General features: G+C 39.8%; 16 protein-coding genes. All 16 read left to right on the plus strand.

Annotated features, from left to right (window positions below; genetic code table 11):
* The first annotated feature begins 3 nt into the window (after positions 1-3).
* Positions 4-1,359, plus strand: a complete 1,356-nt coding sequence (locus KQI76_RS06985; RefSeq protein WP_216399607.1) for a phage portal protein — start codon at positions 4-6, stop codon at positions 1,357-1,359.
* The gene (locus KQI76_RS06990; protein WP_216399608.1) at positions 1,343-3,046 is read left to right on the plus strand and encodes a minor capsid protein; all 1,704 of its coding nucleotides are present in this window, start codon (positions 1,343-1,345) and stop codon (positions 3,044-3,046) included. The genes KQI76_RS06985 and KQI76_RS06990 overlap by 17 nt, the downstream gene beginning before the upstream one ends.
* On the plus strand, positions 3,046-3,249 hold the full coding sequence (locus KQI76_RS06995) for a hypothetical protein (RefSeq protein ID WP_216399609.1): 204 nt from the start codon (positions 3,046-3,048) through the stop codon (positions 3,247-3,249). Before KQI76_RS06990 ends, KQI76_RS06995 begins: the two co-directional genes overlap by 1 nt.
* 65 nt (positions 3,250-3,314) lie before the next feature.
* Complete coding sequence (locus tag KQI76_RS07000) at positions 3,315-3,635, plus strand: ImmA/IrrE family metallo-endopeptidase (RefSeq protein WP_216399610.1); 321 nt, start codon at positions 3,315-3,317, stop codon at positions 3,633-3,635.
* Between the two features lie 170 nt (positions 3,636-3,805).
* Positions 3,806-4,501 (plus strand): DUF4355 domain-containing protein, encoded by a 696-nt coding sequence (locus tag KQI76_RS07005; protein WP_216399611.1) that lies wholly within the window; start codon positions 3,806-3,808, stop codon positions 4,499-4,501.
* Positions 4,502-4,518: 17 nt separating this feature from the next.
* The gene (locus KQI76_RS07010; RefSeq protein ID WP_216399612.1) at positions 4,519-5,385 is read left to right on the plus strand and encodes a hypothetical protein; all 867 of its coding nucleotides are present in this window, start codon (positions 4,519-4,521) and stop codon (positions 5,383-5,385) included.
* Complete coding sequence (locus tag KQI76_RS11775; RefSeq protein WP_253288850.1) at positions 5,385-5,906, plus strand: hypothetical protein; 522 nt, start codon at positions 5,385-5,387, stop codon at positions 5,904-5,906. Before KQI76_RS07010 ends, KQI76_RS11775 begins: the two co-directional genes overlap by 1 nt.
* A 15-nt stretch (positions 5,907-5,921) precedes the next feature.
* Positions 5,922-6,254: a hypothetical protein gene (locus KQI76_RS07020; protein ID WP_216399613.1), complete on the plus strand. Its 333-nt coding sequence runs from the start codon at positions 5,922-5,924 to the stop codon at positions 6,252-6,254.
* Entirely contained in the window at positions 6,251-6,559 is a 309-nt protein-coding gene (locus KQI76_RS07025) for a hypothetical protein (protein ID WP_216399614.1), read from the plus strand. The genes KQI76_RS07020 and KQI76_RS07025 overlap by 4 nt, the downstream gene beginning before the upstream one ends.
* On the plus strand, positions 6,556-6,909 hold the full coding sequence (locus tag KQI76_RS07030; RefSeq protein ID WP_216399615.1) for a hypothetical protein: 354 nt from the start codon (positions 6,556-6,558) through the stop codon (positions 6,907-6,909). Before KQI76_RS07025 ends, KQI76_RS07030 begins: the two co-directional genes overlap by 4 nt.
* A gap of 1 nt (position 6,910) precedes the next feature.
* Positions 6,911-7,321, plus strand: a complete 411-nt coding sequence (locus tag KQI76_RS07035; RefSeq protein ID WP_216399616.1) for a DUF5072 family protein — start codon at positions 6,911-6,913, stop codon at positions 7,319-7,321.
* Between the two features lie 15 nt (positions 7,322-7,336).
* Complete coding sequence (locus KQI76_RS07040; RefSeq protein ID WP_216399617.1) at positions 7,337-7,852, plus strand: phage major tail protein, TP901-1 family; 516 nt, start codon at positions 7,337-7,339, stop codon at positions 7,850-7,852.
* Between the two features lie 17 nt (positions 7,853-7,869).
* A complete protein-coding gene (locus KQI76_RS07045) occupies positions 7,870-8,172 on the plus strand; it encodes a segregation and condensation protein B (RefSeq protein ID WP_216399618.1) in 303 nt (100 codons plus the stop codon).
* Positions 8,118-8,615, plus strand: coding sequence for a phenylalanine racemase (locus tag KQI76_RS07050; RefSeq protein ID WP_253288851.1), 498 nt, complete (start codon positions 8,118-8,120; stop codon positions 8,613-8,615). The genes KQI76_RS07045 and KQI76_RS07050 overlap by 55 nt, the downstream gene beginning before the upstream one ends.
* 4 nt (positions 8,616-8,619) lie before the next feature.
* Positions 8,620-11,421: a tape measure protein gene (locus KQI76_RS07055; protein ID WP_216399619.1), complete on the plus strand. Its 2,802-nt coding sequence runs from the start codon at positions 8,620-8,622 to the stop codon at positions 11,419-11,421.
* On the plus strand, positions 11,414-12,118 hold the full coding sequence (locus tag KQI76_RS07060; protein WP_216399620.1) for a phage tail protein: 705 nt from the start codon (positions 11,414-11,416) through the stop codon (positions 12,116-12,118). The genes KQI76_RS07055 and KQI76_RS07060 overlap by 8 nt, the downstream gene beginning before the upstream one ends.
* Positions 12,119-12,123 lie beyond the last annotated feature (5 nt).

A 12,123-nucleotide genomic window follows, 5' to 3' on the forward strand; every position in this document is an offset into this window, starting at 1 on the left:
AAATTGGAGTTATTTACAATGGGTAAGGACGAGGAATTAACGAGTGACATTTTAAGAGACTTTATTAATCAGCATAAAGCAAGACTACCTAGATACAATCGTTTGATGGATATGTACCAGGGCAAACATCCAATTCTAAAACAGGAGAATAAGGAATTGCATAAACCTGATAACCGCATTATGGTCAACTTTGCAAAATATATTGTTGACACGCTGAACGGTTATTTTATGGGCAATCCCGTTAAAACAGACCATCCAGTGCCTACTGTGGCAGATAAGATGCGAACGATCGCAAAGCGGAACAGTCAAAATGACAATAACGCTGAATTAGCTAAAATGTGCAGTATCTATGGGCATGCCTATGAATTTTTATGGATTGATGACGAGGTAAATAATCGAGTGACATATATGGATCCACACGAAGCCTTTATCATCTATGATGATTCGATTGCCCAAGAGCCATTATATGGGGTCCACATCTTACAAGATGACGAGGGCAGGCTTTACGGGACGATTTATTCCACTACAGATGAGAGGGACTTTTCCGAAAATGACAAAGGCGAAATTGTGATTGGTGCAGAATCAACTGAACATTATTTCGGGGATGTGCCATTGGTTGAGTATATTGAGAACGAAGAAAGGCAATCGGCTTTTGAAAACGTTGAATCATTGATCAATGCCTATAACAAGGCTCTATCTGAAAAGGCAAATGATGTGGATTACTTTGCAGATGCCTATCTAGCTATTTTAGGAGTAGACCTAGACGAGGATACGCTAAAAAGCATACGGGATAACCGTATCATTAACTTAAAAGATGGGGATATGAGTAAGATCGTTGTTGAGTTCCTGGATAAGCCAAATGCTGATACTACACAAGAAAATTTAATTGATCGGCTTGAAAAGCTTATTTTCCAAATTTCAATGGTATCAAATATATCAGATGAGAACTTTGGTACCTCGTCCGGAATAAGTCTGAAATTCAAGCTACAGTCGATGGAAAACGTCGCATTGATGAAAGAGCGCAAGTTTAATAATGGCATGATCAGACGTTTCAAGATGATGTTTGCTATACCTACCAACTTTGGAGTCGATAAAGAGTCTTATTTAGACATTGATTACATTTTTACCCGAAATATTCCGAATAACATTGCAGAAGAAGCGGAGACTGCGGGTAAGTTGGCAGGAATCACATCTAAACGAACGCAATTAGCCGTACTATCAGCTGTTGATAATGTTCAGGATGAATTAGACCAGATCGACAAAGAAAGCGAGGAACAGGCTAAAAATAGCTTTAATCGTGATATGATGACTCCGTTTGTTTCGAGTGAGGGAGTGGATGAGGATGGCCAAGAAGAATAAAAGCTATTGGCTAAACAGACAAGATCAATGGCTCACCAACCAAGATAAAGAGGATGCCCGCCTATCTAAAAAGCTTGAAAAAGAATATCAGCGTACAGCTAAAGAGCTTGAGAAGGATATAGGAAACTATTTTAATCAATATGGTCACGATAACGTGATTGAGTTTAGAACAATGCTTCAAGATTTGTCAGACGCTGATAGAAATCTACTCTTTCAAGATATGGATCGGTTTGCAGAGAAGTATCCACAATATTCCGATTTAATGCCCGTACGTGAGTCTATTTACCAGTTGAACAGGTTAGAAGGCTTACACTACTCAACTCAATTAAAATTGCTAGAATTGGGCGCTATCGAGCAACAGGAGCTAGAAAAGCATTTAGAGAAAACCTACGGTAAACATTATAAAAACATGCTAAAGGAGCTTGGTATTGGCAATCAGTTTTTAGCAATTGACGATCAGACAATGAGAAATACACTTTTTAGCGGTTGGGTAAATGGGCAAAACTTTTCCAATCGTATCTGGTCAAATAAAGAACGAATGTTGGAGCATATGCAGACGGTTTACCGTGACGGTTTAGCACGAGGCGATAATTATGCCAAGATGACAAAAGCCATTCGAGAGCGGTTTGAGGTAGGTGCATCTGATGCAAAAAGGCTTGTATGGACTGAATCCTCTTTTATATTAAACCAAGCTCACACACAAGCCTATCAAAATGCAGGTGTAGAAGAATACGAGATTTCAGCCATTCGAGATCATAAAACTAGCCCTATTTGTCGTGAGATGGACGGGGAAAGGTTTAGATTTGATGAAATGGAAGTGGGATTGAATTTCCCGCCTTTTCATCCGTATTGCAGGACTACTTTTATTGGAATCATAGAAGATAAAGAACATGGGCAAGAAACTACAGAAATGTTTAAGAGTATTTATGATAACTGGGATGGGAAAAACGTTAAAACTTTAGCTTCTAAAATTGTGGAATCTGAAGGCTTACCTTTAAAAGTTAATAGGCATAAAATTAATAATCATGGACAATGTAGGCTAAATCCTAGCAATAAAGAGATGGAAGTGTTGTCTTTTGAGATTAATAGTGGAGATGTTCGAGAAGTCGAATATCAAATAAAAACAGTTTTTCATGAGTTGTTCCACGCTAAATCGAATGGGGTTAATCAAGATATAAACCGCATAACTTTTGATAAATGGGCTTACATGGATGATGTTTTTGCTGAATCTACAGCCCATTATATTACAAAAGCGATTGGAGTAGAAAGGGAAATTTCTCCAAGTTACGCAGGGCATTTAATAGAAACCCTACCAAGATTAAAACAGTTGCCCGAATTCAAGGACTGTAATTCTATAGCTGATTTTGGAAAAGTAGCAATGAAGTTCAGATATTCTGATTCACCTAATGCCGAATGGGGTACATTGTATGATAGACTAGAAGAAACCCAATACGATTTTACAGAATTCAGCAAGAACTATATTGAATATATTCAGAAAAATAAAGAAGACATAGTCGATAAATTGTTAGAGAACATGCCACAAAACAAACCCTATAAAGATAGAATTATCGATGATGTAGCGTCAGCAATAAAAAGCATCGAATGGGGTTGGGCGTTCTCGGGTAGTGAAAAAATGATATTCGAGAATGTCTTAGCTATCGCTATGAATAGAAAAGGGGTGAAATGATGCCGATTTATATTCCGGATGAATGGGTCATTAATCAAGAAAATAAAGAAAATATTTATGAAATTTTGGCTAAGTATTATCACACGGATTTAATGTATGAGGGCAATCAAGACAACGCAGATAAAGCTAAAAAGGAATTAACGGAAATTGGCGAAACGATCATTATAGAGAAACTTGAAGATGGGACGATAATAGTGAATTAAGCACTGGGCGCAAAAATGCGCTGAGTGCTATTTTTATATCTAATTTTAAGGATGGGGGTGGTTGAGTGACACCAAACAAAGTAGATGTAGCAGGGATTAATTATGACGTTATTTTAGTTAATGGATTAGCGGAAGACCATAATTTAATAGGTCAGGTTATTTACGAAAAGGGAATTATCAAAATTGATGCGGACATATGTCAAGACAAAAAAGAACAAGTATTTGTCCATGAGCTACTTCATGCGATTTTTACTGAGGCTGGCTATGACAAACAGGACGAGGATATGGTTAATCGCCTTGGAATTGTCCTTTATCAAGTGCTTAAAAGCAATAAACTCTACTTTGGGAATGCTGAAATTCCATACAGACCTGAAGGATCTGCTTAGGAAGGAGTGTGATCCACTATCTCGGTGACAGCTTACGTTAGCTGTATTTTTTATGCCCAAAACATGCTCAAGGCTTTAAAAGGTGCAAGGCTTGACCCGAACATGCCCAAGTCGTAAAACTGTGCAAGGAATAATCGTCAACAAAGACGTTAAAAAAGGAGCTTTTAGAAATGACAATTGATGAGATTAAAAAAATAGCAGAAAGCACGCCTTATTCTGTCGGGGATATAGCTTCAAGTCTAAATTTTAGAGCAGAACAGGGCTTACCGCTTGACCTACAATTCTTTTCTGATCCAGAGGATGAAGAAATTCTAGAAGATGATCCAAAAGATAAACCAGAGGATACAGAAAGTGAAGAAAAAGAGGAAAAGGGTGAGGAAACCGTTACTTTAACTCAAGCTCAGCTCGATAAAATGTTAGCCGATAGAGAGAAACGAGCTTTGAAGGATAAAGAGAAAGCTGTTCAGGAAGCTGAGAAATTAGCCAAAATGAATACTGAACAAAAGCGGGAGTACGAGCTTGAAAAGTTAAAACGTGAGAATGAAGAGTTAAAAGCCTCTCAAAATCGTTTTGAACTAGGTAAAACAGCAACTGCTATTTTAGCTGAATCAGGCATTGTCGCTAATGATGAAATTCTTGATTTCGTGGTCAGAGAAGATGCTGAGAAAACAAATGATGCTGTCAAGGCTTTTACTGATCTTGTAAACAAAGTCTCAGATGGAAAAATGAAAGAAAAGCTAAAAGGGAAGCCACCTAAAAAACAGACAGGTAGAGTCGGAGCTATGTCAAAAGAAGATATTTTAAACATTAGGGATGGAGCAGAGCGTATTAAGGCTATTCAAGAAAATTCGCATCTATTCCAATAAAATTAGGAGGAATTTAAATGCCAGAAGAAAATTTAACAAGAGATTTAGGAACAGCGTTATCCATTGATTTTACAGAAAGATTTGGACAACGATTTAAAACGTTGTATGAGCTTTTAGGAATTGAACGACGTCTACCAATGCCAGCAGGAACGATTATCAAGACGTACACCTCATCTGTCACTTTAGATGGCACAGAAGTTGAACCGGGTGCGGTTATCCCGCTATCAGAAGTCGTATTAGAAGATGGCCCTACTCAAGAGTTAACTTGGAATAAAAAACGTAAAGCAGTGCCAATGGAAGATATTCAGAAGTTTGGTTTTAGCCGTGCGATTACTTTGACCGATACTAAGTTTATCAATGAGATCCAAAAAGGGATTCGTACTAAGCTGTTAGATCAATTGGCCACAGGTACGGGTGAAGCAACAGGCGAAGGCCTACAAGAGGTTATGGCTAACGCTTGGGCGGCGGTTACAGCTAAATTTGATGAAGATGATGTTCAAGTCATCTCATTCATCAACCCATTTGATGCGGCCGATTATCTAGGGAAAGCGAATATCACTACTCAGAGCGCTTTTGGCATGACTTATATCCAAGACTTTTTAAATAACCGTGTGGTATTTATGCATGGGGATATCCCAAAAGGTACGATTTACTCTACTGCAGTAGATAACTTGGTTATTGCTTATGCAACGATGAATGGCGGTGAGGTCAATAAAGCCTTTGACTTTACGACTGATCCAACAGGGTTGATTGGTGTTACGCATGACATAAATAAACAACGCTTAACCGCTGAAACAGTTACAGCTTACGGGATTGTATTATTTGCAGAACGCATTGATGGTGTGGTAGTTGGTACGATCGCTAACGGAGGTGTAGAAGGATAATGAGTACATTTAAAGCTCTAGTCACAGAAGACGTTGCACCTAATCGATTGCTATCACTTGCAGGGGGTAATGGAGTGCCAAAAATCTCTATTACTCCTGCAGGTGGTACACCTGATTTCAGATCCACTGGAGCCTTAAGTGCGGACAGTGAAGTAACTGTTACGTTAAAAAATAATCCAGTGTGGCAAGTTGAAGCGGGGGAAGATTTATCAGCCGGAACGTATGTGGAAGTTGGTGAAGGTGGTGTACTCGTTGCATCTGAATCTACCGGAATTGGATATGTAGCTGAAGCCGTTGAAGAAGGTGGGCTTGCTAAACTGGTGAGAAAAGCAAGCGGTGGAGCAGGTGAACGTGGTCCTCAAGGTCCAAAAGGCGATAAAGGAGAACCTGGAGAAAAAGGACCTAAAGGGGACAAAGGAGATCCTGGTGCTGATGGTAAGGATGGCACAAATGGTAAAGATGCAGAACCACAATTCACAGCTGAGCAAGTGACTGCTCTACTTGCTTTACTTGAAGCATAGAAAAGCGGTGATTAAATGTTAGACCGTATAAAAATTCGTAAGCCTGATGTTGATGACTTACTAGCAGATGAATTTATCAGAACAGCTAAAGACCGAATTTTGCTACGTGCGGGACTTAAAAAAGACGAGTTTCCAAGCGAATTAGAATCGATCTGTGTAGAAGTTGTAACAGCTATGATCAATCGACATGAGATGAATCACGAGGGCGTTGACAGTGAATCTGTTGACGTCTTTTCTGTTAAATTTATTAATAGTTTGCTAGATGAGTACGATCAAGAATTGCAGTCTTATAAAGGCATGATAGATGATGAGGAAGACGAAAAAAGAGGGGTTGTGAGGTTTTTATGAGATTGGAACCCATTAAACTCTTTTCACTTGAGGAAATAGGTCGAGATGAGTTAAACAACCCAATAAAAGAACCCGTTTTAATCGGTTTATACAAAGGTGCGATTACCCAGTGGACAACTGAGGAAATCGCCCTTTTAGATCGAGAAATAACCCAATCCCAAAGAAAACTATTAACGGATGCCCCTAAAAACGTCATAAAACATGCTGAGAGGGTTGAAGTGGAAGAGATGACTTATACCCTTATCGACACCAAAAGCGACTTCAAGCGTTGGCGATTAGTCCACGTAAAAGAGTTTAGACCATGATTAGATATGAATGGCTAGGTGTTGAAGATTTAGCTAATGCTTTACGAAAAAAGAGTGAGACTGATTACCGTAAAGTCGAACGCAAAAACATCCTAGAGATGAGAAACAGGGCAGTAAGTTCGTCTAATCCATCCAGTGGGGGAACGCCAGTCGATACGTCTGAATTAAGACTAAGCGCATCTGTTGGTGGCGATGTGTTTGGTTACACGAAAGACTATGCCCCTCACGTGGAATTCGGCCACAGGCTTGTTGGTGGTGGGTATGTTGGGGGTCAATATTACTTGAGGTCTAACGTAAATATCCAACAGCCTATTTTTAAACAAGATTTAATAACAGAAATGAGGAAATGATATGCTAAAAAAGTTATCCTTACTCGATTTGCATGCACCCATTCAAAATAGGATCCACGAGGGGACACATTTGCAATGTTTAGACGACATTCCGAAAGATGAGCCCGCCCCTTTTTGTTATTTAGAGTTTGTTGGCTCAACACCAAGAAATACAAAGACCATGTTCGTGCATGAATACTTAGTGCACGTCCACATTTTATCTGAACCAGGATCAAGTGTACCCCACTATAAAAACATCCAATCAGTTGATGAGGCTTTGACAGAGTACATCAAGTTACCTGAGGGCTATGAGTTGTGGGGACAAACGGAAAGCGGGCTGATCTCGAATTACGAAGAGCCTGAAACGAAAGAAAGACATGCTGTATTGGCTTTTGTTTTTAAAGTCTCATATGGCTTTAAAGTTAAAATTTAAAGGAGGAAGATAGCAATGGCTTTTGAAGATAATTTATATTGTGATTTTAGTGGCACAGCAACAAAAGCGGTAGCGGGTAAGGATATCCTACTTGCTGTTTTTAATGCAACAGGGGATAAACTCCTTGCCGTAGCGGGACAACAAGGTTTAACGATTAACCGATCTAAAGATTCAATTGAGGTAACTTCCAAGGACACTAAAGGTGGTTGGAAGGCTAAAATTGGTGGAATGAAAGAATGGTCAATTGACAATGATGGGCTTTATGTAGGTGATGATGAATCACATAGAACACTGACCAAGTCCTTTGATGATGACGAATTTGTTTGCCTGAAGGTCATTAACCAAAAGACAAAAGAGGCTATGTTTGGTGGGCTAGCAATCGTTACAGATTATCCAATTGAAGCCCCATTTGATGATGCAGTCACTTACTCTGTTAGTTTAGAGGGTAATGGTGCACTAGTTGATCTAACCACAGAAAATGCTGACCTTATGCCCGGTGAAGATGACAAGGGCGGGGAAGTAGAAGGCTAAAAGAGAGGGGAATTTAAATGTTTGAAGTTGATGGAAATACACTCGATTTACGATTTAATACACAAAAAATTAAAAATGTTGAGGCTTTACTTAAAATATCAGTTATGAATGAGCTGAGAAACACTCAAGGTCTGTTATCCTTTCACGTTTTAGAAGGCTTGTTTGTTATTGGATTGTTTGATGCTACTGAAGAAAAGGCGGTTAACGGCAAGAAAGCACAAGACATCTTTGAGAGCCTTTTAAGATCAGAAGGTTACGAAAATATTTGTGCGGCGGTTGTTACAAAACTTCAAGAAGATTTGGGTTTTTTGTTCCGCTAGAGCTTGTAGAGTACAAGTATTTTGACGCAGGATCTAGTGAGCCGATTACGGATAAACAAAAGGAGTTAGCAAAAATAGCAGGATCTTATGCCACAGAGCGGGATCTTGCTTTTTTTGTTGTCAATTTTGGCTTCAATAAGCAGGATTATAACGAATTAACTGAATTAGAAAAAATGTTTATCAGAAAAGAGTATGAATCGAAGTTGGTCAACGATATGACTCATATCAGAAATGCTGTACTGAACGCAGTTAATAATGCTTTACGTAAGAAAAATAAGAAATTTATTGAGCTCTTTAAGAAGAAAAATGAAAAGGTTGACCTGGAGTACAACTTAAAAGCAGTTGATGTCATTACTGAGATTGAGGAACGGGATGGTAAGTCTTGGGTTGATAAGATTTATCAAGCTTCTGGACTCAAAAAGCCACAACGAGAAGCGGGGTGATTGAATGGCAGATTATACATTGACGGCAAAGCTAACGGCAGATGCCAAAGGCCTGCAAAAGGGTTTTCAGATGGCTCAGTCCTCTCTGGCCACTATGCAGACTAAAACGTCTACTATGGGAAAAAATATGCAAAAGATCGGGAAAGGCATAAGTAAAGTTGGGTCATCTCTTACACGTAAGATAACGGCTCCCGCTTTAGCTGCAACAGGTGCCCTAACAGGAATTACGCTCGTTAAAGGTTTTAATCGTTTAACGGGTATTGACACTGCCCAAGCTAAGCTAAAAGGGCTTGGGCATGATGGGAAGAGCGTTGAAACTATTATGACCTCAGCGCTTGAATCCGTTAAGGGTACATCATTTGGGATGGATGAAGCGGCAACTACCGCAGCAAGTGCAGTTGCTGCAGGAATTAAACCAGGTAAGGAACTCACTCGATACTTAAGTTTAACAGGTGATGCGGCCGCTATTGCGGGTGACAGTCTAAGTGGTATGGGTCCGATATTTAATAAGGTTCAGACCTCAAATAAAGCATACAACGACAGTTTACAGCAATTATCTGAAAGAGGGTTACCGATCTACCAATGGCTCGCTGATGAGGCAGGAGTGACAGAGGACGCTGTTTTTGACATGGCCTCAAATGGTGAGATTTCCTCTGAAATGTTTTTAAATGCGGTTGAAAAGAATATCGGTGGTGCGGCTCAAACTATGGGGGCTGAATCCTTTACTGCAGGAATCGCAAACATCGGCGCAGCAGTTGGACGTTTAGGCGCTAACTTTTTAGATGCAGGTGGTCAAGCTGGAGGCTTTTTCTCAACAATTAAACCTATGATACCAGAGGTAATCGGGTATATTGACGGTTTAGCAGATAAAGCGGCGGATATGGGTGTCAAGTTCGGTGAAGCCTTTACGGGTTTCATTGATCGAGTCAGAGACATGAAGGCAAGTTTTGATAATCTTGATCCATCTGTTCAAAGCTTTTTATTGAAAGCGGTCGGTATTGGCGCGGCGGTTGCTGTGGGTATCGGTCCCGCTTTAAAAGTGATTGGGACTTTAACAACAGGCTTTGGGGGTGTGGCACAAGTAGTCAGTCTACTCTTTAGCCCGATTGGTCTTGTTGTTGGTGCTGTTATTGCATTAGGCGCGGCCTTTGCAGTTGCTTGGTTAAAAAGTGAAGAGTTTAGAAATAAAGTGTCAAATGCCTTTGGAATTGTTAGCGATATAATATCCAATGTTGTATCCTTCCTATCGCCCATCTTATCAACGATGTGGGACGGAGCAAAGGACGGTGTATCTTCTTTTGCGGACGGTCTTGGAGGTAAACTATTAAGTGCTTTTGACACGATTACGGGTGTTGTTATGACGGTTGTTGATGTGATTGGTCAATTTGTATCCAGTTTAGTGGTCGGTTTTAAGGATGCAGGCGGTGAAGTAAGTAACTTATCTATGTTATTCATAGGCTTTAATCCTGTCTTAAAAATCGTCATGATGATCTTAAAAAACTTCGGTCCACAAATTGCTGAATCTTTTAGCCAAATTGCTTCAATGGCAATGCCAATGCTTACGCTTTTAGGTCAGACATTGGGCGAATTAGCAGCAGCGATTATTCCTGTTGTAATGAATACAATTGCTACTTTAATTCCTATCGTTGCACAACTAGGTACTGTATTTATGCAGATTATATCAGCCGTATTACCTATTGTAGTTGATTTATTCAGCCAACTGGTACCTATCGTCATGTCATTGGTGACAACGGTGCTAGGTTTAGTTTCTCAATTCTTGCCTTTAGTGGCCATATTGGTTGATGCACTTGTACCTGTCATTATGGTTTTAATTGATGCCTTTTTAAATATCGTAACGGCAGTTGCACCGGCTTTAATCGCAATACTTGGTGCAGTGATAGCTGTGTTCCAGGCGATTATCCCTGTGGTCATGTCTGTGCTTACGGTGGTGATTAATGTTATGGCTAATGTTATATCAGCTATCACACCCATCATTGCTTTTATCGCTATGGTTATCACAACGATTATGAGCATTGTATCACCGATCATAGTCTTTATAGCGGGCATCATGGCCTCTATTTTTAATGCGATTCGTCCGATCATTGTCTTTGTGACAGGGGTATTTAACACAGTGTTTACAGTTATCTCTGGAGTATTTCGGAGTGTCAGCTCGTTTATTAGCGGGGTTATGTCGACGGTTTCTAGTGTGATCGCTCGGTTGAGTGGTACGGTTTCAAAGGTGTTTAACAGTATTTGGAATACCGTAACTAAGGTGATGACCAGGGTATCTACTAAGATTCAGAATGTTTTTAATGCGATCACAAATGCTTGGAATGGTTTAAAGTCTTTTGTTTCAGGTGTTTTTAGCGGGATTGGAAACAGTGTAGAAATCTTAGTTGGACAGGTAAAGGGGTTTGTTAATGGAGTTACTGGGGGTATTAACGCAGCAATCGGCATAATCAATAAGATACCTGGAGTTAGTATTTCAAAAATTCCTCAGCTTTATCACGGTACTAATAATTGGGCGGGTGGTTTTGCATACATGAATGAGGGTGGACGTGGTGAACTTGCCATGTTGCCAGGTGGAACTCAAGTCATCCCCCATGATGTTTCTATGCGATATGCAAGAGAGGCAGGTAGACAGTCCTCTTATGTTGGAGCGGGTGGGGTATCGACTGTAAGCAATGAAAACAATGTGACTGTCCACGCAGTGATTCGGAATGACAAAGATATTGATAAGCTTGCAAATACCCTAGATGAGAAATTAAGCCATTTAGGTGAAAGAAGGAGGGCGGCCTTTGCTTGATAGAACACTTTTAATTGATGATGTAGAGGTATCTAATCATGATTTATATTATGCCGCATTACCGTCTGTCCCCACACCTGAACAAGATGTTGAGCATGTAGAGGTTCGAGGACGGCATGGGAGCTTGACTAAAAAATACGGCTTTAAGGATATTGCTTATCCCATCGAGTTTTATTTTCACGAGGACAAACCTTTTAAAAAGTCTTTTAGGCTAGCTAAACCTCACCTATTCGAGGCTAAAACTTTAAGCTTTATGGATGATGACGAAGTTTTTTATAAGGTCAAAAGTGTACAAATAGAGACAGCGGAGAATGTTGTGTATCGTTTTGGAAAGTTCACCGTCAACTTCACCCTTGACCCTTTTCAATATGAACTAGCTGATTCTAGCCAAACAATAACCGAAGAGACAACTTTAACTAATAACGGCTATGAGTCACAACCTGTTATAACGGCACACGCAGAGGGAACGGGGAAAATCTATATCAATGATCAAGAAATCGGAATCAAGGATGTCAATGGAACGATTATCATCGATAGTGAGCTAATGAATGCTTATCGAAACGCAGGCGGGATTATCACCAATCTAAACAGTCATATGGTTGGTGATTTTCCTGTATTTAAGCATGGGGACAATGTTATTGATTTTGATGGGGATATAACTAAATTAGAAATTAATCCAAGATGGAGGTGGGTGTAAAACCC

Source organism: Amphibacillus sp. MSJ-3 (genome assembly GCF_018919165.1).
GTDB lineage: Bacteria > Bacillota > Bacilli > Bacillales > Amphibacillaceae > Amphibacillus.

Coding starts and splice junctions, on each gene's coding strand:
- KQI76_RS06990 (WP_216399608.1), top strand. CDS start 1,343: ATGGCCAAGAAGAATAAAAGCTATTGGCTAAACAGACAAGATCAATGG.
- KQI76_RS06995 (WP_216399609.1), top strand. CDS start 3,046: ATGCCGATTTATATTCCGGATGAATGGGTCATTAATCAAGAAAATAAA.
- KQI76_RS07005 (WP_216399611.1), top strand. CDS start 3,806: ATGACAATTGATGAGATTAAAAAAATAGCAGAAAGCACGCCTTATTCT.
- KQI76_RS07010 (WP_216399612.1), top strand. CDS start 4,519: ATGCCAGAAGAAAATTTAACAAGAGATTTAGGAACAGCGTTATCCATT.
- KQI76_RS11775 (WP_253288850.1), top strand. CDS start 5,385: ATGAGTACATTTAAAGCTCTAGTCACAGAAGACGTTGCACCTAATCGA.
- KQI76_RS07020 (WP_216399613.1), top strand. CDS start 5,922: ATGTTAGACCGTATAAAAATTCGTAAGCCTGATGTTGATGACTTACTA.
- KQI76_RS07025 (WP_216399614.1), top strand. CDS start 6,251: ATGAGATTGGAACCCATTAAACTCTTTTCACTTGAGGAAATAGGTCGA.
- KQI76_RS07030 (WP_216399615.1), top strand. CDS start 6,556: ATGATTAGATATGAATGGCTAGGTGTTGAAGATTTAGCTAATGCTTTA.
- KQI76_RS07035 (WP_216399616.1), top strand. CDS start 6,911: ATGCTAAAAAAGTTATCCTTACTCGATTTGCATGCACCCATTCAAAAT.
- KQI76_RS07040 (WP_216399617.1), top strand. CDS start 7,337: ATGGCTTTTGAAGATAATTTATATTGTGATTTTAGTGGCACAGCAACA.
- KQI76_RS07045 (WP_216399618.1), top strand. CDS start 7,870: ATGTTTGAAGTTGATGGAAATACACTCGATTTACGATTTAATACACAA.
- KQI76_RS07055 (WP_216399619.1), top strand. CDS start 8,620: ATGGCAGATTATACATTGACGGCAAAGCTAACGGCAGATGCCAAAGGC.